General features: G+C 71.6%; 23 protein-coding genes and 1 pseudogene. 18 read left to right on the forward strand and 6 right to left on the reverse strand.

Going from position 1 to position 24,028, the window contains the following annotated elements:
* Positions 1–97 precede the first annotated feature (97 nt).
* Positions 98–244: pseudogene (locus ACWCRA_RS27855) on the reverse strand (CsbD family protein); the annotation flags it as partial.
* A 97-nt stretch (positions 245–341) separates the two neighbouring features.
* A complete protein-coding gene (locus ACWCRA_RS27860; protein ID WP_351558403.1) occupies positions 342–767 on the reverse strand; it encodes a DUF2267 domain-containing protein in 426 nt (141 codons plus the stop codon).
* A gap of 401 nt (positions 768–1,168) precedes the next feature.
* Between ACWCRA_RS27860 and ACWCRA_RS27865 the strand changes: the two genes are divergently transcribed.
* On the forward strand, positions 1,169–1,516 hold the full coding sequence (locus ACWCRA_RS27865) for a PRC-barrel domain containing protein (RefSeq protein ID WP_351558405.1): 348 nt from the start codon (positions 1,169–1,171) through the stop codon (positions 1,514–1,516).
* A 61-nt stretch (positions 1,517–1,577) separates the two neighbouring features.
* On the opposite strand, the gene ACWCRA_RS27870 is transcribed toward ACWCRA_RS27865, so the two are convergent.
* From ACWCRA_RS27870 to ACWCRA_RS27885, 4 genes are all read right to left on the reverse strand, one after another.
* Positions 1,578–2,393: an IclR family transcriptional regulator gene (locus ACWCRA_RS27870; protein ID WP_351558407.1), complete on the reverse strand. Its 816-nt coding sequence runs from the start codon at positions 2,391–2,393 to the stop codon at positions 1,578–1,580.
* A 131-nt stretch (positions 2,394–2,524) separates the two neighbouring features.
* A complete protein-coding gene (locus ACWCRA_RS27875; protein ID WP_351558409.1) occupies positions 2,525–3,943 on the reverse strand; it encodes an MmgE/PrpD family protein in 1,419 nt (472 codons plus the stop codon).
* Positions 3,936–4,709 (reverse strand): cyclase family protein, encoded by a 774-nt coding sequence (locus ACWCRA_RS27880; RefSeq protein WP_351558411.1) that lies wholly within the window; start codon positions 4,707–4,709, stop codon positions 3,936–3,938. Before ACWCRA_RS27880 ends, ACWCRA_RS27875 begins: the two co-directional genes overlap by 8 nt.
* A 1-nt stretch (position 4,710) precedes the next feature.
* Complete coding sequence (locus ACWCRA_RS27885) at positions 4,711–5,910, reverse strand: CaiB/BaiF CoA transferase family protein (RefSeq protein ID WP_351558413.1); 1,200 nt, start codon at positions 5,908–5,910, stop codon at positions 4,711–4,713.
* 163 nt (positions 5,911–6,073) lie between these two features.
* On the opposite strand from ACWCRA_RS27885, the gene ACWCRA_RS27890 reads away from it, so the two are divergent.
* The 17 genes from ACWCRA_RS27890 to ACWCRA_RS27970 all read left to right on the forward strand — a co-directional run bounded on the left by ACWCRA_RS27890 (position 6,074) and on the right by ACWCRA_RS27970 (position 23,965).
* On the forward strand, positions 6,074–7,522 hold the full coding sequence (locus ACWCRA_RS27890) for a dihydroorotase (RefSeq protein WP_351558415.1): 1,449 nt from the start codon (positions 6,074–6,076) through the stop codon (positions 7,520–7,522).
* A gap of 6 nt (positions 7,523–7,528) precedes the next feature.
* A complete protein-coding gene (locus ACWCRA_RS27895; protein ID WP_451068893.1) occupies positions 7,529–8,449 on the forward strand; it encodes an HpcH/HpaI aldolase/citrate lyase family protein in 921 nt (306 codons plus the stop codon).
* A 229-nt stretch (positions 8,450–8,678) separates the two neighbouring features.
* Positions 8,679–9,818, forward strand: a complete 1,140-nt coding sequence (locus ACWCRA_RS27900; protein ID WP_351558419.1) for an FAD-dependent oxidoreductase — start codon at positions 8,679–8,681, stop codon at positions 9,816–9,818.
* Complete coding sequence (locus ACWCRA_RS27905; RefSeq protein ID WP_351558421.1) at positions 9,812–10,645, forward strand: maleate cis-trans isomerase family protein; 834 nt, start codon at positions 9,812–9,814, stop codon at positions 10,643–10,645. The genes ACWCRA_RS27900 and ACWCRA_RS27905 overlap by 7 nt, the downstream gene beginning before the upstream one ends.
* Before the next feature lie 14 nt (positions 10,646–10,659).
* Positions 10,660–12,063, forward strand: a complete 1,404-nt coding sequence (locus tag ACWCRA_RS27910; protein ID WP_351558423.1) for an aldehyde dehydrogenase family protein — start codon at positions 10,660–10,662, stop codon at positions 12,061–12,063.
* 238 nt (positions 12,064–12,301) lie between these two features.
* The gene (locus ACWCRA_RS27915; protein ID WP_351558425.1) at positions 12,302–13,309 is read left to right on the forward strand and encodes an SDR family oxidoreductase; all 1,008 of its coding nucleotides are present in this window, start codon (positions 12,302–12,304) and stop codon (positions 13,307–13,309) included.
* Positions 13,310–13,386: 77 nt separating this feature from the next.
* Positions 13,387–14,346 carry an ABC transporter permease gene (locus ACWCRA_RS27920; RefSeq protein WP_351558427.1) on the forward strand — a complete coding sequence of 320 codons (960 nt, stop codon included), beginning with the start codon at positions 13,387–13,389 and terminating at the stop codon, positions 14,344–14,346.
* 3 nt (positions 14,347–14,349) lie between these two features.
* A complete protein-coding gene (locus tag ACWCRA_RS27925; protein WP_351558429.1) occupies positions 14,350–15,252 on the forward strand; it encodes an ABC transporter permease in 903 nt (300 codons plus the stop codon).
* Between the two features lie 62 nt (positions 15,253–15,314).
* Positions 15,315–16,298: an ABC transporter ATP-binding protein gene (locus ACWCRA_RS27930; protein ID WP_451068894.1), complete on the forward strand. Its 984-nt coding sequence runs from the start codon at positions 15,315–15,317 to the stop codon at positions 16,296–16,298.
* Entirely contained in the window at positions 16,295–17,251 is a 957-nt protein-coding gene (locus ACWCRA_RS27935) for an ABC transporter ATP-binding protein (RefSeq protein WP_351558433.1), read from the forward strand. Before ACWCRA_RS27930 ends, ACWCRA_RS27935 begins: the two co-directional genes overlap by 4 nt.
* A complete protein-coding gene (locus ACWCRA_RS27940) occupies positions 17,248–18,801 on the forward strand; it encodes an ABC transporter substrate-binding protein (RefSeq protein WP_351558435.1) in 1,554 nt (517 codons plus the stop codon). Before ACWCRA_RS27935 ends, ACWCRA_RS27940 begins: the two co-directional genes overlap by 4 nt.
* Positions 18,802–18,821: 20 nt before the next feature.
* A complete protein-coding gene (locus ACWCRA_RS27945) occupies positions 18,822–19,922 on the forward strand; it encodes a class I SAM-dependent methyltransferase (RefSeq protein WP_451068895.1) in 1,101 nt (366 codons plus the stop codon).
* Positions 19,919–20,248 carry a hypothetical protein gene (locus ACWCRA_RS27950; RefSeq protein ID WP_351558439.1) on the forward strand — a complete coding sequence of 110 codons (330 nt, stop codon included), beginning with the start codon at positions 19,919–19,921 and terminating at the stop codon, positions 20,246–20,248. Before ACWCRA_RS27945 ends, ACWCRA_RS27950 begins: the two co-directional genes overlap by 4 nt.
* A complete protein-coding gene (locus tag ACWCRA_RS27955) occupies positions 20,245–20,778 on the forward strand; it encodes a VOC family protein (protein WP_451068896.1) in 534 nt (177 codons plus the stop codon). Before ACWCRA_RS27950 ends, ACWCRA_RS27955 begins: the two co-directional genes overlap by 4 nt.
* On the forward strand, positions 20,771–21,658 hold the full coding sequence (locus tag ACWCRA_RS27960) for a class I SAM-dependent methyltransferase (RefSeq protein ID WP_351558442.1): 888 nt from the start codon (positions 20,771–20,773) through the stop codon (positions 21,656–21,658). The genes ACWCRA_RS27955 and ACWCRA_RS27960 overlap by 8 nt, the downstream gene beginning before the upstream one ends.
* On the forward strand, positions 21,659–22,162 hold the full coding sequence (locus ACWCRA_RS27965; RefSeq protein ID WP_351558444.1) for a MarR family winged helix-turn-helix transcriptional regulator: 504 nt from the start codon (positions 21,659–21,661) through the stop codon (positions 22,160–22,162). It begins immediately after the preceding gene.
* Between the two features lie 312 nt (positions 22,163–22,474).
* Positions 22,475–23,965 carry an FAD-binding oxidoreductase gene (locus tag ACWCRA_RS27970; protein ID WP_351558446.1) on the forward strand — a complete coding sequence of 497 codons (1,491 nt, stop codon included), beginning with the start codon at positions 22,475–22,477 and terminating at the stop codon, positions 23,963–23,965.
* The last annotated feature ends 63 nt before the right edge of the window (positions 23,966–24,028 follow it).

Below are 24,028 nucleotides of genomic sequence, written 5' to 3' on the forward strand. Positions count from 1 at the left end.
GAAGTCGGCGGCGTCGGCTCCGGTGGTCCATCCGTTGAAGGAGCCGTGGGTGGTGCCGTTGTAGCCGTTGCCCTCCTCGGCGACGAGCGAGGCGATTCTCCTTGGCCTGGCGGGCGTCGCCCTTGGCCTGCTCGGCCCGGCCCTTCGCGGTCAGGCTCTCGTTTCCCGCCGCGCGGCCCGTCGCCTCCTTGACCTTGCCCTTGGTCTGCTCGACCTTCGCCTTTGCCTTTTCCTTGTCCGCCATGATTTCCCAATCCCTCGGGTTTCGGATGAACTCTTTCGACCGTATCAGTACGTTCTCGGTGCCGCAGATGTGCGGCGGATGCTCCACGGGGGCGTTCTCATATCCGTGACGGTGTACCCGAATTACTCGCCACCGGCCGCTCGTACCCCGGCCCGAACAGCGGCGCGTACCCCTCGGGCAGCCCCTTGATCAGCCGGAACACCAATTCGGTCCCCGCGAGCCGCGCTGCGAGGGTGAAAACGGTCGCCGCGCCCCAGCGGGCGTTGGCCGGAGTGGCCCTGGGCAGGCTCCGGGTCATCACTTCCACCAGCCCCTGCCCGGTGAGCGGGGAGGCCGCGGCGGACCGTGCCGTCAGATGGCGCGCCACCCCCGGCGGAAGCTTGGCGGCCAGATCGGCCCGGTCGGCGTCGGAGAGCTGCCGCGCCAGTGTTCTCAGGGCGATACGGGTGACATAGGCCGCTTCCTCACGGGTCGGGTAGAGGCCCTGATACCGCACGGTCTCGATGAACCGGTCATCGGTCATGGTCCGGATATGGCGCCCCGTCCCGGGCCGCACCGGGGTTCCGGGGCGCGGGGGCCGCCGCCGGGAGGGGCGGTCGGAGGCTTCGGCGGCGGGCTTCCGCGGGTCGATCCGGTCACGGTGTGCTGCGAATGTGCCGTTCGGCATCGTCAACTCCTCCACGGAAGCGGGTGTACCGACCGCCTTCCCCCGTTCCGCGGGGTCAGTCATACGGATCGGAAAGCCCTGACCGGGAAGGCCTGACCGGAAAACTCCGATCGGCGAGTCCGGACCGGAAAGCCCGGGAAAACACGCACCGGGAGCGTCGATATTCCAGGCGAGATGAATCCATTGGTGTGAAAGCCATGAGGCCGGGCATGCGATGAACTGTCACACCCCATACGTTTTCACCGAAGGAGCATTTCATGTCGGAATATCTGTGGTCCTACGTGCCGACCGCCGGCCACACCGCTGACGACGACCTCCAGGGATATCGCGTCGAGGCCACGGACGGCCATATCGGCAAGGTCGACAAGTACTCCAGCGAGGTCGGCTCGCAGTACCTCGTCGTCGACACCGGGGTCTGGATCTTCGGCAAGGAGGTCATGCTCCCGGCCGGCACCGTCACCCGGGTCGACCACGAGAAGCGGACGGTCCACGTCTCCCGTACCAAGGACGAGATCAAGGCCGCCCCGGAGTTCGACAAGGACACCCACCTCGGTGACCCCGCCTACCGGGACCAGCTCGGCGGCTACTACAGCTCGGGCCACTGACCGCCGCGCACGCGCCGGCCGGGGCGGCACAGCCTCGGCCGACGCGGGCGGTGGGCGCTCCTCAGCGGTCCTGAGCGGGCGCGCCCATCCGGGCCGAGAGCCGGCCCGTGGCCTCCAGCAGCGCCTCCGCGCACCGCTTCACCTCGGTGCGGAACCGCTCCCTGGGGCCGCAGACACTGATGACCCCCACCGGGCTGCCGTGGTGGCCGAAGACCGGCGCCGCCACCGAGGCCGAGCCCGGCTGCCGCTCGGCGACGGACTGCGCCCAGCCCCTTCTGCGGATCGTCGCGATGGCCCGCCGCAGCCCCGCCTCGTCGGTCATGGTCGCGTCGGTGAGACCCGCCAGCTCCCTCCCCAGACAGGCGTCGATCTCGTCGTCCGGCAGGAACGCGAGAAACGCCTTCGACGACGCGCCCGCGTGCAGCGGATAGGGAATCCCCAGCCGCACGGACATGATGACCTCCCGGTTGGGCGTCACCTGGTCCACATAGACCCGGCTGCCCGAGCTGAGGACCGAGAGCGTCGCCGTCTCGTTCGTCTCCCGGGAGAGCCGCGCCAGCTCCGGGGCCGCCAGGGCGCGGATGTCGATCCGGTCCAGATAGGCGAGCCCGAGCCGCATGGTGCTGGGCCCCAGCGCGTAGCGCCGCGTCTCCTCGTCCGCCTCGACCAGCCCCCGTACCCGCAGCGCGGCGAGGATGCGGTGCACGGCCGGTTTCGACAGCCCGAGGCGGTCGGCGATCTCCGTCACCCCGAGGGTGGCGGAACCGGGTTCGGCGAAGAGCAGCAGCACATCGGCGGAGCGTTCGACGGTGGCGGCCGTCTGGCTCCCGGACTCCTTCTTGCGGACCCTCGCCGGTCCGGGGGCGTCATTCGGCATCGGCTTCCCTACCCCTTGGCACGATCGTGGTGTGGGAGCGCTCCCACCCGGTACGGCCGGGTGCGCCGCCCGCCCCGGTGGCTCACGGGCCGGTGCGCCGGCCGGGCGCGGTGCCCCCGGTGACCGTCCGATCATAGAAACAACCCCCGCACGTCCGCTGTGCGGCCCAGCCCGGCGACCGCGTCCGCGAGGCGGGTCACCTCCGCGTCCGGCAGGCCCCGGGCCGCGTTCAGCCGGAACTTCGTCAGCAGTTGCTCCCGGCTCAGCGGGTTGCCGGGACCGCCGAGCGAGGAGTCCACCCGGTGCTCCAGGACCGAACCGCCCCGGGTGCGGACCCGCAGCACCGCCGCGAAGGCGTGCGGGAAGATCTCCCCGGCGCGTTCGTCCGCCACGCACTCCACCCTCGCCGCCAGGGCGAGCCGCCGCGGATCGGCGAGGGTCTCCTCGGTGAAGTCGTCGAGATGGACCCCGAGCCCCCCGCCGCCGAGCAGCGCCGTGGCCACGGTGAAGGGCCCGGAGAACTTGGCGTGGTACGCGGTCCCGGGCCGGATCTTCCGCTCGCGCGGCTCCGCCACGGTGCGCAGTGTCGGCGCGGGCAGCCCCAGTTCGGCCGAGACCACGTCGTCGGGGTCGAGCCCCGCCGCGCGCAGCGCGAGCGCGCAGTCGATCGCCGGATGGGTGAAGTGGTTCGAGGGGTAGGGCTTGTAGACCGTGCGCAGGGTCTCCCAGCGCTCCCCGAGCCCGCCGAGCATCGCCTCCGTGTCGCAGATGCCGTCCAGCCAGGCCCGGAAGAAGCCGAACCGGCCCTCCAGCACGGTCGGCGGGCCGGTGATCCCGGCCCGTGCCAGGGCGGCGGCCGACACTCCGGCGTGGGCGGCCCAGCCGCAGTGGACGCGTTTGACCGTGCCGCCGGTCCTGTTGGCCTCCAGGAGGCCCGCCCCCATGCTGGCGGCCACCCCCATCGCGTCGGCGATGCCGTCCTCGTCGAGTCCGTAGAGCAGCGCCGCCGCCGCCGACGCGGCCAGCGTCCCGCAGATCGAGGTGGCGTGCTGGCCCTTCTCGAAGAAGACGGAGTTGCGCAGCTCGGGCAGGTAGGACGCCATGCCGAGGCGGTCGCAGATCTCGATGCCGGCGGCGACGGCCGCCGACAACCGCGCCCCGCTCGCCCCCACTTCCTCGGCGACCGCGAGGGCGGCGGGCACCACCGAGGCACTGGGGTGCAGCACGGAGGGCAGATGGGTGTCGTCGAAGTCGAGGGTGTGCGCGAGGGTGCCGTTGACCAGGGCGGCCTGGGGGGAGGGGAGGCGGTCCGCGTCGCCGAACACCCCGGACTGCGGGGTTCCGCCCCAGGCCCGCACGGTCCGCAGGACGGCGTCGCCGGGCCCGCCCTCGGCCCGGCCGGCGTGGCAGTTGCCGACCACGTCGAGCACCCGGCCCGCCACGTCCTCCGCGACCGGTCCGGGGAGCCCCCGGTCGCGGCAGCCGGCCGCGAACCGGGCCAGCCGCCGCACCGCCGTGGTCTCCTCCGCCGCTCCGCGCCGCTCACTCACCGGGGATCACCGCCAGCGGGCGGACGGGCGCGCCGGTCGCCCCGGCGATATTGAGCGGGTTGAGGATCAGCTCGCACTCCCGCACCCCGCTGTCCAGCAGTTCGTCGAGCTTCATCGTCTCCACGATGTTGATCCCGGACTCGACGAGCAGCACCCGGTGCACCGGCAGGGTGGTGTGGCCCCGGCCGGGGGCGAGCCGCTCGAAGGCGATCGTCTCGCCGCCGACCGCCCGGGGCCGGCGCTCCGCGAGCCACCGCCCCGCCGCCTCCCCGGGGCCCGGCACGCCGTCCGCGTGGCCGGTGAACGACGGCCCGTCGTCCCACAGCCGGGACCAGCCGGTGCCGATCAGCAGCACCTGGCCGGGGAGCGGATCGAGCCCGGCCGAGGCCCGGTCCAGATCGTCCGGGGTGATCTCGTACCCCGCCGGCAGGGTGCGGACCCCGTGCACGGCGGCCACGTCGAGCAGGAGACAGGGGCCGACATAGGGCGCGAAGCCGTCGATGCCGAGCCGGCTGAAGCCGTCGTGGGAGACGAGGTCGCCCGGCCGCAGCCCCCCGTACAGCAGACCGTCCTGGGAGACATGGGCGAGGGCGTCCACATGGGTGCCCACATGGCCGCCGGTGATGATGATCTCGTTGGCCGCCGAGCCGCCGTCGGGGCGCACCATGTCGCCGTGCCGGCGCTCGGGGACCATCCGGAACGGGGGGTGGTTGGGCGACTGGGGCATCCCCCGTCGCAGGGGTTGGGCGAGGTCGATCAGTCGCATGTCAGAGGACGCCCTTCGCGTGGAGCCGGTCGATCTCCCCGGTGGTCAGACCGAGTCTGCCGCCGTAGATCTCCTGGTTGTGCGCGCCCTTGGCGGCGCCGGTGGAGCGGATGGAGCCGGGGGTCCGGTCCAGCCGGAAGAGCACGTTCTGCATCCGCAGCGGCCCGAGGTCGGGGTCGTCGACGGTGGTGACGGTGTCCAGGGCCCGGTACTGCGGATCGGCGAGGACATCGCGGATGTCGTAGACCGGCGCGATGGCGGCCTGGGCCTCCTCGAAGGCGCTGATGACCTCGTCGGCGTCGCGCTCGGCGATCCAGCCGCCGACATGGCCGTCGAGGAGGTCGCTGTGGCGCGCCCGGCCGCTGCCGCCGGCGAACCAGGGCTCGTCGATGACCTCGGGGTGTCCGACCAGGGTGAGCACCCGCTCGGCGATGTTCTGCGAGCTGGTGGAGACGGCCACCCAGCGGCCGTCCCGGGTGCGGTAGGTGTTGCGCGGCGCGTTGTTGGCCGAGCGGTTGCCCCGGCGCTCCTGGACGACACCGAGCTGGTCCCAGATCATCGGCTGCGGACCGAGCAGGGTGACCAGGGGCTCGATGATGGCGAGATCGACGATCTGGCCGTCGCCGCCGCTTCTCTCCCGGTGGTGCAGCGCCATCATGACGGCGCTCACGCAGGTCAGGGCGGCTATGCCGTCCGCGAGACCGAAGGGCGGCAGGGTCGGCGGCCCCCCGGGTTCGCCGGTGGCGGCGGCGAACCCGCTCATCGACTCGGCCAGGGTGCCGAAGCCGGGCCGCCGGGCGTACGGCCCGAACTGCCCGAAGCCGGTGACCCGGGCGACGACCAGCCCGGGGTTGGTCTCCCGCAGCACGGCGGGGTCGAGGCCCCACCTCTCCAGGGTGCCGGGCCGGAAGTTCTCGATGAGCACATCGGCCCCGGCGGCCAGGGTGCGCAGCAGACGGGCCCCGTCCTCGGAGCCGAGGTCGCAGGTGATGGCCTTCTTGTTGCGGCCGAGCATCTTCCACCACAGCCCGTGCCCGTCCTTGGCGGGGCCGTGGCCGCGTGAGGGGTCCCCCTTCACCGGGTGCTCGACCTTGATGACCTCGGCGCCGTAGTCGCCCAGGATCGTCGCCGCGAGCGGCCCGGCGAAGAGGGTCGCGAGATCGAGTACGACGATCCCGTCCAGAGGTCCCGGTTCAGTCATCTGTCCTCCTCGCATGTTCCGGTTAACGGAAAGCTGTTACGAATTCATCCCCCGACTCTGGCCCTTGAATGTAGAACGGCGTTACGATTTTTGGAACAGCCGGGCGACACCGACAACGAGAGGGAGGTGACGGCAGGTCAGACACCTGACCGGGCCGGCCCTGATGACTCGATACGATCTGCTCGTCAAAGGGGGAGTCCTGGTGCTCCCGTACCACGGAGAGGTCCGCGCCGACCTCGCCGTCTCCGCCGGCCGCATCGCCGCGATCGGCGACGACCTGCCCGCCGCCGAGGCCGCCGATGTGCTCGACGCGACCGGCAAGGCGGTCCTCCCCGGCGCCGTGGACGCCCACTTCCACCTCGGCATCTACCGGGATCTGGCGCTCGACACCTTCGAGGAGACCCGCTCCGGCCTGGTCGGCGGAGTGACCTCGGTGCTCTCCTACTTCCGCACCGGAGCCCACTACCTCGACCGCACCGGCCCCTACCGCGAGATCTTCCCCGAGGTGCTGGACGCCGTCGCCGGGCGGTCGTTCACCGACTACGGCTTCCATCTCGCGCCCATGACCGTGGAGCAGATCGGGGAGATACCCTCCCTCGTCGCCGACCACGGCGTCACGTCCTTCAAGTACTACATGTTCTACAAGGGCTTCGACCTCGCCGCGAACAGCCGGGACGCCCGCGCCTTCACCATGGGCGACGAGTACGACCTCGGACATCTCTATCTGATCCTGGAGCAGCTCGCGAAGACCCAGCGCGACCACCCCGGGCTGCGGCTCTCCCTCTCCCTCCACTGCGAACAGGCCGAGCTGATGCGGGTCTTCATCGACCGCACCCGGGCGAGCGGACAGCCGCAGAACCTCAGGGCCTACTCCGACGGGCGCCCCACCCTCACCGAACAGGTCGCGATCTCCGAGGCCACCACCCTCGCCGGACACACCGGCACCCAGGTCAATCTGCTCCATCTCTCCAGCGCCGACGCGCTCCGCTCGGCGCTCACCGCCCGCTCGCTGCACCGCAACGACGCGCGGTTCGAGGTCACCCTCCACCACCTCTGCCTGGACCACGACACCCTGGACGCGCGCGGCGGTCTCGGCGGCAAGGTCAACCCGCCCATCCGCACCCCGGGGGACAGCGAGTTCCTCTGGCAGGGCATCCGGGACGGCGAGGTCAGCTGGGTGGCGTCCGACCACGCGTGCTGCCTGGAGGAGAACAAGGGCGACGAACTCTGGCCCGCCCGGCCCGGCTTCGGCGGCACCGCGCTGCTCTACCCGGTGCTCCTCAGCGAGGGCCACCACCGCCGCGGCCTCCCGCTCACCCGGATCGCCGAACTGGCCTCCGCCAACCCCGCCAGGGCCTACAACCTCTGGGGCCGCAAGGGCGGTCTCGGCATCGGTTTCGATGCCGACCTCACCGTGGTGGACCTGGATCTGGAGCGCCGGGTGGACACCGCCATGCTCCTCTCCGGCCAGGACCACTGCCCCTTCGACGGGGTCGAGGTCAAGGGCTGGCCGGTGGCCACCGTGGTCGGCGGCCGGCTCGCCTACCGGCTGGGCGACGACGGCCCCGAGGTCCTCGGCGAGCCGTCCGGCACCTATCTGCGCCGCGACTGAGCCCGTATGAGGTCCGCGCTGTACGTCCCGGGCGACGCGCCGGGGAAACTCGCCAGGGCGCTCGACCGGGGCGCCGACGAACTCATCATCGATCTGGAGGACGCGGTACCGCCGGACGGCAGGGAAGCGGCGCGGCGGAGTGTCGCCGAGTGGCTCGCCTCGCTCCCCCCGCGCGTCCCCGCGCGTCTGTGGGTCCGGATCAACCCCGGCGCCGCGGGGCTCGCCGATATCGCCGAGGTCGCGTCCGGGCCGCCCTCGGTGCCGCTCGCGGGGGTCTGCGCCGCCAAGACGGAGAGCGCCGAGCGGCTGGCGGAACTGGACGGCGCGCTGCGGGAGGCCGAGCGCGGGAGCGGCCGGCGGCCGGGCACCCTCGGCGTCGTACCCCTGCTGGAGTCGGCCCGCGCCGTGCTGGCCGCGCCGTTACTGGCCGCCGGACCCCGGGTCGTACGGCTGCAACTGGGCGAGGCGGATCTGCGCGCCGAGACCGGTGTCGAACCGGGCGGCGACGAGAGCGGAATGCTGTACGCCCGCTCCCGTACCGTCCTCGCCTCGGCGGCGGCCGGGATCGACCCGCCGATGGCCCCGGTGAGCACCGACTTCCGCGACCTCGGCCGGCTCCGGGAGTCGACGCTCGCGCTGCGCCGGCTCGGGTTCCGCGGCCGGGCCTGCGTCCACCCCGCCCAGCTCGCCGTGGTCCATGAGGTCTTCACGCCGTCGGGGGACGAGCTGGCGCGTGCCCGCGATCTCCTCGGGCGGTACGAGGCGGCCAGGGCGGCGGGCGCGGGTGTCTGTCTGGACGGGCGGGGACGGTTCGTCGACGAGGCCGTCGTCCGCGCGGCCCGGCGCCTCCTGGACGGGGCCGGACCGCCCGGCGCCCCCGCGCCATACCCCCGCGCCGTAGTCCCGCGCCATACCTCCGCGCCCTAGCCCCGCGCCCTAGCCCCGCGCCATAGTCCCGCGCCGATCGTCGGGAATCGGCCACCGCACCCCGGAGCCCCGGCACAGCGCCGTATCCCTTGGGCTCCCTCGCAGATCAGCGCGGTCCCCGCGTGCCCAAACACCCATCTCCCGAATTTTACCGGCCAATTGACCGGCTCAAAGGTATTGACGCCTTGTCGGCAAAGTTGTTTTATCCCCTAACAACTGGGAGGCAGCCGTGCCACATGTCCTTGTTGCCGGGGCAGGCCCCGTGGGTCTGACCGCCGCCGTTCTGCTCGCCGAAGCGGGTCACACCGTGGAGGTGTTCGAAGCCCGGGAAGAGATCAGCACCGAACCCCGCGCCTCGACCTTCCACCCGCCCACACTCGATCTGCTCCACCGCGTCGGCATCGCGGAACCACTCATCGAACAGGGCCTCAAGGCCCCCGTCCACCAGCACCGGGACCGCGAACGCGGACTGGTGGCCAACTTCGACCACGCCCACCTCGCGGCCGACACCGCCTTTCCCTTCCGGCTCCAGGCCGAGCAGCACAGACTCTGCGAACTGCTCCTGGACCGGCTGGGGGACCGGGTCCGCTTCCGGCACCGGGTGCTCGGCGTCCGGCAGGACGCGCGGGGAGTCACCGCCGGCGTGGAGGGGCCCGGGGGCCCGCTGACCGCCCGGGGCGACCTTCTGATCGACGCGGGCGGTGCCTCCGGCGCCGTCCGGGAACAACTCGGCATCGCCTTCGAGGGGTTCACCTACGAGGACCGCTATCTGGTCCTGCTCACCCCCTTCCCCTTCGAGGACCACCTGCCGGGGCTGGAGAAGGTCAACTACATCTCCGACCCCGACGAGTACGTGGTGCTGCTGCGCGCCCCCGACGCCTGGCGGGTCCTCTTCCCGGTCCGGGAGGAGATCCGCGACCCCGCCGTCTGGGAGCGGATGCTCCAGCGGGTCGTCCCCAGCCCCGTCCCCTACGAGATCGTCCACCACCAGCTCTACTTCATCCACCAGCGGGTGGCCGAGCGCTTCCGGGAGGGGAGGGTTCTGTTGATCGGCGACGCGGCCCATGTGAACAGCCCCATCGGCGGCATGGGGATGAACAACGGCATCCACGATGCGTTCTCGCTGGTGGAAGCCCTGCCCGGGGATCTCGACGGCTGGGCCGAGCAGCGCCGCCGGGTCGCTCTCGACTATGTGCGGATCATCACCGACCGCAACGCCCGCGCCCTGGGCGAGAAGGACCCCGCCCGGCGGCTCGCCGCCCAGCGGGAACTGGCCGCCACCGCCGCCGACCCGGTCCGCGCCCGGCGCTGGCTGCTCGACTCCTCGATGCTCAACGCCGTACGCGGACAGGGGCTGCTGCCGTGCTGAGCACGGGCGGCGGCCCGGGCCCCGCGACCGGTGCGGCGGGCCCCGGGCCGGGGCCGGGCGCGGGTCCGGCGGAGGCCGTTCTCCCGCCGCGCATCGACGAGCGCCGGGCCCGGCTCGCGGTCCTGGTGCCCTCCACCAACACCGTCGTGGAGGGCGAGTACGCGGCGATGGCCCCCCGGGGAGTCACCCTCCACACCGGCCGGATGCTCGTCCCCGCCCCCTCGGTGGCCAGCGACGACGACACCACCCGGCTGCTGGGCGACGTACGGGAGGGGGTGCCCGGCGCCCTGCGCTCGGTGATGACCTGCCGGCCCGACCGTGTGCTGCTCGGCATGTCGGCCCCCACGTTCTACGGCGGGCTCGCCGGGGCCGGGGCCTACGAGGCGGAGATCGCCGCCCGGGCCGGAGTGCCCGCCACCGCCGGATCGACGGCCTGCACGCTGGCGCTGCGCGCCCTGGGCGCCCGCCGGATCTCCGTCCTCAGCCCCTACCGGCCCGTCAACGACCGCGAGGTCCGGAACTACTTCACCGAGGCCGGATTCGCGATCGCCGGCTACCACACCCTGCTCTGCACCTCGGCGCACCAGATCGCCGAGGTCGGCGAGGAGGTCCTCGTCCGGGCGGTGGACCGGCTCGCCCGGGCCCGGCCGGACGCCATCGTGCAGGTCGGCACCAACCTCTGGTTCGCCGCCCTCGCCGTGTCGCTGGAACGGCGGCTGGACATCCCGGTCGTCGCCATCAACACCGCCACGCTGTGGGCGGGGCTGCGGGCCACCGGGATCAACGACCGTTTCACGGGCGCCGGCCGGTTGCTGGCCGACCACTGAAGGGACCGCTCGACATGCCCACCAACGTAGTGAGCCCGATCGACGGCGAGGTGCTCGGCCAGGTCGAGCGGATGGACGCCACCGCCGTCGACCAGGCGTACGGCACCGCGCGCAAGGCGCTGGAGGAGTGGCGCAAGGTCCCGTCCGAGCGCCGGGGCAGAATCCTGCTCAGGATCGCGGGCCTGCTGGAGGACCGGGTCGAGGAGTTCGCCCGGACGGAGACCCTCAACACCGGGAAGCCGCTGAAGGACACCCGGCGCGAGGCGGGCCGGGCCGCCGCCTGTTTCGCGTACTACGGCGGACTCGCGGACAAGGTCACCGGGGACACCCTCGATGTGGCAGGGCCGTTCCACACGTACACCCGGCGCGAGCCGTACGGGGTGGCCGTCGGGGTCATCCCCTGGAACGTGCCCTATGTCTTCGCCGCGAAGAAGATCGCCCCCGCGCTGGCCTTCGGCAATGTGAGCCTGCTCAAGCCCGCCGAGGAGACGCCGCTGACCGCGCTGATGCTCGCCGGGGTGCTGGCGGAGGCGGGGCTGCCCGAGGGGATGGCGCAGGTGCTCACCGGGGGCGCGGAGACCGGCCGGGCGCTGGTCTCCGACCCGAGGGCCGATCTGATCGTCTTCACCGGCGCCGACGCCACCGGCCGGGTGATCGCCCGGGCCGCCGCCGAGCACCTCACCCCCGTCGCCATGGAGCTGGGCGGCAAGTCGCCGCAGATCGTCTTCGCCGACGCGGATCTCGACGCCGCGCTCGCCTCCGTACTCCTCGGCGCGTTCAGCGCCACCGGCCAGATGTGCATCGCGGGCTCCCGGCTGCTGGTCCAGCGCGAGGTGTACGAGACCTTTGTGGCGCGGCTGACCGGGGCCGTGGCGGGGCTGCGGGTCGGCGATCCGCGCGATCCGCGCACCCAGGTCGGTCCGCAGGTCACCCCGGGGCAGCGGGACAAGACCCTCGCCATGATCCGGGCCGGTCTCGACGAGGGCGCGACGCTCGCGGCCGAGGCCGTCTGCCCGGGCCCGGAATCCGGCGGCTTCTATGTGCCGCCGACCCTGTTCACGGGGGTCGACCCCGGGATGCGGGTGATGCGGGAGGAGATCTTCGGACCGGTCCTCGCGGTGCTGCCCTTCTCCACCGAGGAGGAGGCGGTGGAGCTGGCCCACGCCACCGACTTCGGGCTCGCCGCCGGGGTCTGGACCACGGATCTCGGCCGGGCCCACCGTATGGCCCACCGGCTGCGCGCGGGCACGGTCTGGCTCAACACCTACCGGATGCTCTCGGACAGCGTGCCGTTCGGCGGGGTCGACCGCTCGGGGTACGGCAGGGAGGGCGGCCCGGACGCGGTGCGCCTCTACACCTGGACCAAGAGCGTCTGGACCTCGACGGAACCGGGGATTCCCCCCGGCTACGACTTCTGACCACCCCTTCCCACCCCTCCCACCCGTCCCGATCCCGATCCGGTCCACTCCCGATCCGACTCGCCTCCGTTTCCCTCCGGCACCGCGCGATCCGGTGCGATCCGACCCACCCGGCCCGCTTCCCGCCGGCCCCGCCGGTCCCTTGCACCCCGCCCCGCGGGCCCCTTGCACCCGGCCCCGCGCGGGCCGCATCCGGCCCCCGCACCATCCCACTCCACCCCACCAGAGGAGCCCCTCCATGCTCATCGTCGTCGCGGGCGCGACCGGTCGCACCGGTCGCCGTCTCATCCCGCTGCTGACCGCCGCCGGGCACGCCACCCGGGCGCTGACCCGTTCCGACGCACCCGTTCCCGGCGCCGAGTCCCTGCCCTGCGATCTGGTCGCCGCCTCCGCGGCCGACCTGGACCGGGCCGTCGCCGGCGCCGACGCGGTCGTCTGGCTGGCCGGCCCCGGCGGCGGCTCCGTGGAAGTGGCCGGCGCCCTGGACCACACCGCGGCGGCCGCCCTGATCGACGCCTCGGTACGCCAGGGGGTGAAACGTTTCGTCCTGGTGACCTCCAAGGGCACCGACAACCCCGAGCGCTCCCCGGACTTCCTCCGCCCCTATCTGGAGATCAAGGCGAAGGCCGAGGCCCACCTCGCCGGCAGCGGTCTGGACTGGACCGTACTGCGGCCCGGCGGGCTCACCGACGAGGAGCCGACGGGCCGGGTGCGGCTCGGCAACGGGCTCGGCCGGGGAAAGGTCAGCCGCGCCGATGTGGCCGCCGTCGTCACCGAACTCCTCGGCCGGCACGACCACTCCGGCCGGGCCGTCGAGGTCCTCGGCGGCGACCTCGCACCGGCCGAGGCCCTGGACGCGCTCGCCCCCCGGCTGAACATCGTCGACTTCCTCTTCGACCTCAAACGGCTCGGCCGGGTCCACCTGGCGGTCTTCGGCGGCTCCACCGGCGAGGCCATGGCCGAGGCCAGGGAGCACTTCACCCACTGGCAGGTCTCCGAGAACTACGTCAACTACTTCGACGGCCCCGAGCTGCACTTCTCCCGGAAGACCCGGTGGCGCCCGGTCTTCGGCGAGGGCCCGGGCCGGCACTCGGGACGGACCGAGTACTGGGTCGTGCTCCACAACGAGAAGGGCGAAGGCGCCTTCCGCTTCGGACTGCTCAGGCCCGAGGGCTCCGAGGACCACGACCCCGAGCTGATCGCCGCCTTCCGCCTGTTCAGAGAGCACTACTCACCCACACCGTGAGGACTGCGCGGGCCGGAGGGGCTCCCGCTCCCCGGCCCAGTCCATCAGTTAGGTAACCTAACGGAAGTGAGGCTCCGTTGGCAGCCCACGTACTCCGCCGTGCCACCGCCATGGCGGTGGTCCTTCTCATCGTCCTGACCCTTGTCTTCTTCCTGATGCGCATGGCCCCGGGGAGTCCGGCCTATCTGATCGTCGGCGCGGACGCCTCCCCGGCCGAGATCGCCCATGTGGAGCGCGAACTCGGCCTGGACCAGCCGCTGATGGTGCAGTACGCGACCGAACTGGGCCGCGTCCTCACCGGAGACCTCGGCGAATCGATCTTCACCGGGGACACCGTCTCCCACGAGCTGCTGCTCAGACTCCCGATCACCCTCGAACTCACCCTGGTGTCCCTGCTCTTCTGGATACCGCTCGCCCTGATCGCGGGACGGGTCGCCGCCGCCCGCCGGGACACCCCGGTGGACGCGGCCGTCCGGATCATCGGCAACCTCTCCATCGCCGTCCCCAGCTTCTGGCTCGGCGCCCTGCTCGTGCTGCTCTTCGGGCTCTATCTGCCCGGAGTGCTGCCGTCCAGCGGCTGGGTGGGGATCGCCGAGGACCCCCTGGGGCATCTGCGCTCCCTCGTCCTGCCCGCCTTCGTGCTCGGCCTCGGCACCTTCGGTGTCACCGCCAACACCCTGCGGGTCTCGATGATCGAGTCGGTGCGCACCGACTATGTGCGGTTCGGCCGGGCCATGGGCCTGCCGGAGCGGCGGATCAACCGCTCGCTCGCCTTCCGCAACTCGCTGCTCCCCACCACAGCGGTGGTGGGCCAGCTGGTCGGCGTGATGCTGAGCGGCTCGGTCCTCATCGAGAACCTCTTCAACCTGCCCGGCATGGGACGGCTCCTGGTCGACAGCATCCGCCGGCAGGACTATCCGCTGGCCGTCGGTGCCACGCTCTCGCTCGCCGTCTTCTTCCTGCTCGCGAATCTGATCGTCGACATCCTCTACGCGGCCCTGAACCCTCGCGTCCGGCAGAAATTCGCAGGTGCCTGAGCCATGACCACCATCTCTCCCACCCGTGCGCGGGCCGGTCACCGACGCCGGCTCGTCGTCAGAGGCCGCCATGTCAGCGGGATGACGGTCATCGGGGTCACCCTCGTCCTCGGCTATCTGCTCCTCGCGGTCCTCGGCCCGATGCTCACCGTCGACCCGCTGGAGCGCACCGGGGACCCCCTGGCCGCTCCCTCGGCCGCCCACTGGTTCGGCACCGACCACCTCGGGCGCGATCTGCTCTCCCGGGTGGCGGCCGGCGCCCGGGTCTCCGTCCTGGTCGCCGTGATCAGCGTCGGCATCGGCCTGGTCTTCGCCCTGCCGCTGGGTGTCTGCGCGGGCTACTTCGCCGGCCGCTGGCCGGACGAACTGATCATGCGGGTCTTCGAGGCGATCCAGACGGTGCCGCTCTTCGTCTTCGCCATGGTGGTGCTCGGCGTCACCGGGGTCACCTCCTTCCACCTCGGCCCCATCGAGGTCAGCGCCGCCGGGAAGATCATCCTGCTGATCGCCATCGCGGCCACCCCCTACTTCGCCCGGGTCGCCCGCGCGGCCACCCTCGCCGAGGTCCAGGAGGACTACATCCCGGCGCTCCGGCTCCTCGGGGTCTCCCGGCGCCGGGTGATCATGGATGAGCTGATGGTCAACGTCCTCCCGCCGGTCATCGTGCAGAGCTGTCTGTGGATGGCGGTCGCGGTGTTCGCCGAGGGGGCCCTCGGCTTCCTCGGGGTCGGAGTGCAGCCGCCCACCCCCACGCTCGGCGGAGTCATCGCCGACGCCACCCGCTACATGATGGCCGGCGCCTGGTGGTACTGCGTCATGCCCGGCCTGGTCCTGCTCGTCGCCACCGTCGGCTTCGGCCTCCTCGGTGACGGTGCCAACGACCTCCTCGACCGGGGGGAGCGCTGATGGAGATCCCCGGCTCCCCACGAGACCCGGCAGACCGCCGCACAAGCACCACGGGAGCGCCCATGCGGACCGAACCCCTGCTCACCGTCCGTGATCTGGACGTGGTCTTCGACACCGCCCGGGGCCGGGTCCCGGCCGTCCGGGGCGTGTCGTTCGACCTCGCGCCCGGTGAAGTCCTGGGGCTGGTGGGCGAGTCGGGCAGCGGCAAGAGCACCGTGCTCTCGGCCGTCATGCGGCTGCTGCCCGGAGTCGCCGTCGCCGGCGCCCGCCGGCTGGAGTTCCAGGGCACCGACCTGATGGCGCTGAACGCCGCCGGGCTGCGCGGAGTCCGGGGCACCGGCATCGGGCTCATCCCCCAGCGCCCCATGACCTCGCTGAGCCAGGTCACCCCGCTGCGCAAACAGCTCCGCTGGTTCCTCGGGGACATGCCGCAGTCCGAGGTCGAGGACCTCCTCGGCCAGGTGGGGCTGCGCGCGGTCGCCGAACGGCTCGACGGCTACCCCTTCGAGTTCTCCGGCGGACAGCTCCAACGGCTGCTGATCATGCTCTCCGCGCTGGCCCGGCGGCCGTCCCTGCTCCTCGCCGACGAGCCCACCACCACCCTGGACGCCACCGTCCAGGCCCAGGTGCTCCGGCTCATCCTGGATCTGCGCGAGCGCCTCGGACTCGGAGTCGTCTTCGTCAGCCACGACCTGGGGGTGATCGCCCAGGTCTGCGACCGGGTCGGGGTGATGTACGCGGGCCGGCTGGTCGAGACCGCCCCGATCGGGGAGCTGTTCGACCACCCCCGCCACCCCTACACCCGGGCCCTGCTGCGGGCCCTGCCCAGCCGCTACCGGCGGGGCGAGCGCATCGCGGTGATCGGGGGGACGGCCGCCGGCGCCAACCGGCTGCCGGGCTGCCCGTTCGCCCCCCGCTGCCCCCGGGCCGAGGCCCGCTGCCGTGAGCAGGAGCCCGAGGCGAGACAGACGGGCGGCGCGGTCGTGCGCTGCCACTTCCCCGAGGACGCCGCCGGCGCCCGGAACACCACGGAGGCCGCGGCATGACGACCGCCGTCGAGGCCCAGGGCCTGACCAAGCACTTCTCCCTCCGCCAGGGCAGAACCCCCGGCTCCTGGTTCCGGAGCGGGGCCGCGCGCACCGTCCACGCGGTCGACGATGTCGGCTTCCGGGTGGCCGAGGGCGAGACCCTCGCCATCATCGGCGAGTCCGGCTGCGGCAAGTCCACCGTGGCCCGGCTGCTCCTCGGGCTCACCGATCCCACCTCCGGCTCGATCACGATCCCGGGGGAGCGGCGGGTACAGCTCGTGGCGCAGAACCCGTGGTCGGCGCTGAACCGGCGCAAGACCATCGGGCACGCGCTCCAGCAGCCCCTGCTCATCCACCGCCCCGATCTGGACCGCAAAGGGCGCGCCGCCCGGGTCCGGGAGCTGCTCGACCTCACCGGCCTCCCCGCGGACTTCCTGCTGCGCTATCCGGCGGATGTCAGCGGCGGGGAACTCCAGCGCGTCACCATCGCCCGCGCGCTCGCCGCCCGGCCCCGGCTCCTGGTGCTCGACGAGCCGACGGCGAGTCTCGACGTCAGCGTCAAGGCGGGCCTGGTCAATCTGCTCTGCGATCTCCGCGACGACCTGGGGCTGACCTATCTCCTGATCACCCATGAGATCGATGTGGCCCGGCTCCTCGCCGACCAGGTGCTGGTGATGTATCTGGGGCACGTCGTCGAGTCGGGGGAGGCCGATGAGGTCTTCGACCGCCCCGCCCACCCCTACACCCGCTCGCTCCTGGACTCGGTGCCGCTGCCCGACCCCCGGCGCCGCAAGGAACTCCTCCCGCTCTCCGGGGAGGTGCCGTCGGCGGTCGACCCGCCGAGCGGCTGCCGCTTCCGCACCCGCTGCCCGCATGTCCTGCCCGAGTGCGCGCGGACCCGGCCGCCCGCCCGGCCCGTCGGCGACGGGCATCTCACTGCCTGCCATCTCACAGCATGGAGCCCGTCATGACCCTTCTCGAAGGCCACTCCAGACGCGATGTCCTGCGCCTCACCTCCGCCGTCGCCGCCGGAGCCGCGCTCGCCGGGTGCGCCGGCGCCGAGGAGTCCGCCTCGCCGGGCGGCTCCGACACCCTCTCCGTCGGGCTCTTCGAGGTGCCGGTGGGGTTCGCGCCGCTCTACTCCAACTCCCAGAACGTCCGCTGGGTCACCGAGCCCGCCACCGACGCCCTGCTCACCCACGACCCGGCCGGCCGGCTCGTCCCGCACCTGGCCACCGCCCTGCCCGAGCCCGGCCCGGGCGGGCTGTCCTGGACGGTCCGGCTGCGCGAGGGCGTACGGTTCCACAACGGTGACGACCTCACCGCCGAGCATGTCGCGGCGAGCTTCAACTTCATCCCCGGCAGCCGGGGCAGGAGCCAGTTCCTCTCCCTGCTCGCCCCCTGGTTCAAGCGCGCCGTCGTGGTGGACCCGGCGACGGTACGGCTGGAGCTGACCGGCCCGTACGGCATCCTCCCGGACCAGCTGGCCCGTATCCCCATCAGCCACCGGGACTTCATCGCGGAGAAGGCCAAGCTGGTGGCCACCGGGCCCTTCCGGGTGGACAAGGTCGTCACCGGCCAGTCCATGCGGCTGACCAGGTTCGACGGCCACTGGGGCCCCCGGCCGAAGCTGTCGGCGATCGTGATGACCTCGGTGCCCGACCCCTCCACCCGGCTGGTCAACCTCCGCGAGGGCAGAATCCACATCGCCACCGGGGTGCAGCCCGTCGATATCGCGGGGATCACCCGCGACCGCTCGCTGCGGCTCCACGGAGTCCAGGGGACCGGCGGCATCCGGGCCATGCTCAATATGACCCGCAAGCCCTTCGACCACCCGGACTTCCGCAGGGCGCTCGCCTTCGCCATGGACCGCGAGGGGGTGCGCGAGGCCGTCTTCCACGGTGAGGCGCTGACCGCCCAGGGCCCGCTCGGCCCCAATGTCGTCGGCCACGACCCCGGCTACCGGCCCTACCCGGCGGAACCCGATCTCTCCCGGGCCCGGGAGCTGCTGGAGCGGTCGGGCGCCGCCAGGGACACCACATTCAAGATCATGGTCTCCACCAGCGGCGCCGCCCGGGACATCGCCCAGGTCTACGCCGAGAACTGGGGCAGGCTCGGCATCAAGGTGAGCCTGGATGTGGCCGACCCGGCGAACTGGAACCGCCGCTGGCTGATCCGGGACTACGACATGTCCCTCACCGTCCAGGAGTACGGCCTGGTCGGCGGCGCCATGCCGCTCTCCCAGTTCACCGTGTACCGGGCCGCCTCCCGGCAGAACCCGGGCTTCCGCGACCGTGCCTTCGACCGGGATTTCGCCCGGCTCTTCGCCACATCGGACGAGGCCGAGCGGACCCGGCTGGCGAGCGGACTCAACCGGATGCTGACCGAGGAGGCCGTCGAGCTGCCCCCGGTCTACCCCAAACTCCTCGTCGCCCGCAGGGCGGAGGTCAGCGGCCTCGATGAGAAGGCCCTGCTCCTCGGCCGGCTGAATCTGCGCGGCGTGAGCCTCACCAGCCGTTAAGGAGAACAGGAGAAACGATCATGCTTGGACTCAACGACCAGCCCGTCACGGGCACGGACCGCGCCTATCTCGACTTCTATCTGGGGCTGCGCATCGGCTGGGCCGGACTCCACCACCCCCTCCTCGACGCCTTCGACAGCCGGGCCGCCGGCTGGGAGGCGGCGCACGGCCGGGCCCCCGAGGAGACCACCGAGATCGGGGAGGTCATCGAGGAATCCCCGCTCTTCCGGTACTTCATGTACCTCCAGCGCCACACCCAGCTGCTGATGAAGTACGGACCGCACGGCACCCACGCGTACATCGAGGGGCACCGGGCCGAGCTGGAGGAGCGGATCGCCGCCATCGAGGGGCTGGAGCTGGACCCCGCCCTGGAGATGCCCGCGTACTACGCGGACACGGACTACCACCTGGAGAAGGGCGGCTACTGGCGCGACGACCTGGACGGACCGGTCTACGACTTCGGCACCCGCATCCACTTCGCGGGCCTGGAGAACGTCGGCTCCATCCACCGGGCGAAGACCGAGGCGCTCCCCAAGGGCCCCTACCGGCGGATCATCGATCTGGGCTGCGGCACCGGCGATGGCACCTTCGGCCTCGCGGAGGCCTTCCCGGGCGCCGAGGTCATCGGGGTCGACCTGGCGGCCCCCTTCCTGAAGTGGGCCCATCTCAAGGCCGCCGACCGGGGCCTGGACATCCGCTTCCTCCAGAAGGACGCCTCCGCCACCGGACTCGCGTCCGGCTCGTTCCAGCTCGCCACCTCCACCATGATCTTCCACGAGATGCCGGCCGAGAAGATCGCGGCGATCATCCGGGAGAGCTTCCGGCTGCTGGCGCCCGATGGACGGTTCGCCATCTACACCGCCGGTGAACTCCCCTCCACCTACGGCCTGTTCATGATGGACTGGCACGCCCATATCAACAATGAGCCGTATATGTCGGACTTCTTCAGATCGGATCTGGAGAAGCCCCTCATCGACGCGGGCTACACCGAGGTCAGCACGACGGTCGTGGACGCGTTCCGGCACGGCGACAAGAAGTCCTACGCCTCCGCCGCGCCCCCGGACCCCCGCAGGGCCCGGGCCGGCGGCTGGCGGCTGGTCACGGGAAGGAAGCCCGCATGAAGCAAGCACCCAGGATCGTCGACGGCCAGATGGTCTTCTTCGACGACCCCGCCATCGACAAGCTCCTCGGCATGGTCCTCGCCCTCGCCGGCGAGACCTATGTCCTGCGCGACCGGGTCCGCGTACTGGAGCGGCTGCTCACCGACGGCGGCACCCTGCCCGAGAACGCGGCCGAGAGCTATGTGATCCCCGCCGGGGCCGAGGCGGAGTGGCGCACCGACCGGGACGCGTTCTTCGACCGGCTCCTCGGCCCGCTCGCCTCCGACCTCATGGGCCCCGAGGCCACCCTCAAGGCCGACGCCGCGCTCAGGGCGGCGGGCTCGTGACCGCACCCCTCTGGCTGGAGCGCGAACCCTCGCAGAGCGACGACTCGATCCTCTGGCGCACCAGCATGATCACCATCCGCTCCACCGACCAGCCCCGGGCCGTGCGCTGGTACCGCAATGTCCTCGGCTTCAAGCTGGAGTTCGACATCCCCATCCGGGTGCCCCACCGGCCCTTCCGCATGGCCGTCCTGGTGGGCCCGGACAACCGCCGGATCGAGATCACCGGCCGGGGAGTGCCGAGCGGGAAGCCCGCCGATGTGTGGGACACCCCCGTCTCGGTGACCTTCCAGGTGGATGACCTCACCCGGGCCAAGGCCCATCTGGAGGCCATGGGAGTGCCGTACTTCACCCCCGAGTTCAAGGGCCAGTACGGCCGGCTCCTCACCCTCCTCGACCCCGACAACAACATCATCAAGATCCAGGCCCCCAACGAACGGTGCGTCAGCGAGCAGAACCTCGAAACACCCGACACCCCCCGCTACCTCGACCACCCGAGGTATGTGCCCGGCCCGGAGGAGAGCGATGGCTGATCAGACGACCCGTCCGCGACCACCCCTGCCCGAGGGCTGGAAGCCCACCCTGCTCTCCCTGCGGCTGGCCAGGAAGCACCCCAGGCTCTCCCGCGCGATCATCCGGTGGGAGATGCACCGGGCACCGAAGGCCACCGGCCCCGGCGACCTCTCCGATCTGCTGGCCCCGGGACAGGAACGGCCGGCCGACTTCCCCTCGTACTACATCTCCAACCCCGTCCACCACATGAACGGACTGCACTGGATGCACCCGTCCATGGGGTACCGGCTGGAGCGGATGGCCGAGGACTTCCCGCTCGGCAAGCGCGAACAGATCCAGTGGTGGGTGCAGAGCCAGGTGCTCGACCGGGGGGTGCGCCCCCGGCGCGTCCTGGAGGTCGGCGCGGGCACCGGGGCCACGGCCTTCGTCTACGCCCAGGTCTTCCCCGACGCCGAGGTGATCGGGGTCGATCTCTCCCCCTCCGTGCTGCGCTGGGCACGCGCGCGGGCCAGGGAGCTGGGCCTGGAGAACGTCAGCTTCTACCACATGGACTCCGGCGATCTGTCGTACTTCGGCGACGGCGAGTTCGACGTGGTCCACGAGTCCCATCTGCTGCACGAGATGCCCGCCTACCAGATCGACCGGACCGTCCGGGAGATGGTGAGGGTCTGCGCACCCGGCGGATTCCTGGGCTTCTTCGACTGGGCCATCCCGGAGAACGAGCGGGACTGGCGGCAGCGCGAGGGCATGGTCCGGAACAATGTCGAGCCCTTCATGCTCGACTACTCCCGGGCCGACCACCCCGCCCTGCTCGCGGAGTTGGGGTGCGAGGAGATCGTGATGGTGGAGCGGCACAGCCAGTCCGCGAGCTGGCGCGCCCGCAAGGGTAATCTCGTTTAGGTGGCGGACAACGGTGAGGGCGCGTTCCTCGGGTCGGAGAATCACCTCAGCGGTCTGCTGACGCTGACCTCACGGCTCGTCCAGGACCGTCTGTCGGGTGCGCTGCGGCCCCTGGGCGTCACCTACGCCCAGGCCGCGGCGCTCGTCAGACTCTGGCGTTCCCCCGAAGGACGCATGCACCAGCACGACTTCGTGACCTCGCTCGCCCTCGCCAGACCGTCCGGGACCCTGCTCCTGGGCGATCTGGAGCGCGCGGGGCTGGTACTGCGCTCCCCGGACCCGGCCGACGGCCGCCGGCAGATCATCACCCTCACGGCCTCCGGCCGGGCGCTCGAACCGGAGGTGTACGCGGTCGTCTCCGGGCTCCAGCGGGAGATGCGGGAGCTGGTGGGCACCGAGGACCTGGCCACCGCGATGCGGGTGCTGACCAGGGTCCTGTCCTGGCTCGAACCCGCCGTGCTGTCCGCGCTGCCCGCCCGGGACCGGGACATCTTCACCCGGTGAGCACGCCGTCCGGGGACCGCTTCCCGCGGGTTCCCGGACGGCCCCGGCGGACCTGACAAATACTCAGGGGAGTTGCCCGGTATCCGGTGCGCGACCGCGAGGGTGGGAGCGCAGCAGGCAGAGACAGCTCACAGAGGCCGGCTCACGATACGCGGGAGTGTGAAGCACGTGGACAAGCGAGGGTTTCTGGCCGGGACGGATACCGAGGGCGCCGCGTCCGGCGGCGGGGCCACGGGCGGGGCAGACTCCCCTGCGGCCACCTCGGCCCCGCACAGCACACCACGCCGGCAGCCCGCCGGTGCCATCCCCACCGTGACGCCCGACGACCCGCGCTACCCGAGCATGGTCAGAGGTCACGGCAACAACCGCCATGTGGCGTCCCCCGAGTCCGTCCGGCTGCCGGCCACCACCGCGCAGGTCGTCGAGATCGTCCGGGAGGCGGTCCGCGACGACAAGATGATCTCGCTCCGCAGCGGCGGACACAGTTGCGAGAACCTCGTCTTCAACGACGACACCGAGATCATCGTCGATCTGCGGCTGATGGACCAGGTCGACTTCGACGAGGAGTACAACGCCTTCGTCATCGAGCCCGGCGCCACCCTCCTCAAGATCTACGAGAAGCTGTACCTCGGCTGGGGAGTCACCCTCCCCGGCGGCGGCTGTTACAACACGGGCGCCGGCGGACACATCTCCGGCGGCGGCTACGGCATCCTCTCCCGCCCGTACGGCATCGTCAGCGACCACATGTACGCGGTCGAGGTCGTCACCGTGGACGCGGACGGCGAGGTCCGGGCGGTGGTCGCCACCCGTGACCCGGAGGACCCCAACCACGACCTGGCCTGGGCCATCGCCGGTGGCGGCGGCGGCAACTTCGGTGTGGTCACCCGCTTCTGGATGCGCAGCCGCGACGCCGAGGGCGACCCGGGCGACCTGCTCCCCAAGGCGCCGTCCAGCGTCTACTCCATCTTCGCGGCCTGGGCGTGGGACACCATCACGGAGGAGGGGTTCGCCTCCTTCTTCCGGGCGTACGCCGACTGGTCCAAGGAGCACGGCTCCACCGACTCGCCCTATCTCGACCTCGGTCACTGGATCTTCGTCCAGCACTCCGACAAGGGCACCTTCAATGTGGTCGCGCAGATGGACTCGACCCTGCCCAACGCGCGGAAGCTGGTGGACGACTTCATCGACTTCGCCGCCGAGGCGCTGGGCGTCCAGCCGGTGATGAACAACATCTCGGAGCAGCCGTTCCTGAAGGCGACCGGGCAGACCATGACCGCGGGTGAGACGATCACCAGCCCCAACCTGCGGACCTGCCACAAGTCGACGTATATGAAGGACGCCTTCCCCGATCACCAGATCGCCACCATCTACCGGTATCTGACGGAGATCAAGAACCCCAACCCGTACACCTTCCTGGTGATCAACTCCGTGCTGGGCCGGATCACCGATCTGGAGGACGAGGACACCGCGGTCACCCACCGCGACGCCCTGCTGCTGGTGTACTTCGAGTCGTACTGGCACCAGGCCGAGGACGACGAGCGGAACATCAACTGGATGCGCTCGCTCTACCAGGACCTGTACGCCGACACGGGTGGTGTCCCGGTGCCGAACGGGATCACCGACGGCTGCTACATCAACTACCCGGACAACGACCTGAGCGATCCCTCGTTCAACCGGTCGGGCACGTCCCACCACGTGCTGTACTACAAGGACAACTACCCGAGGCTCCAGCAGATCAAGGCGAAGTGGGACCCGCGGAACTTCTTCCGCCACTCCCAGTCGATCGAGCTGCCGAGCGAGTAGCCCCACGCGGCGGAGGGGGCGGACCCGACAACCACGCGACGGTTGTCCGGCCGCCCTCTCCGC

The sequence above is a fragment of the Streptomyces sp. NPDC001889 genome (genome assembly GCF_053594535.1).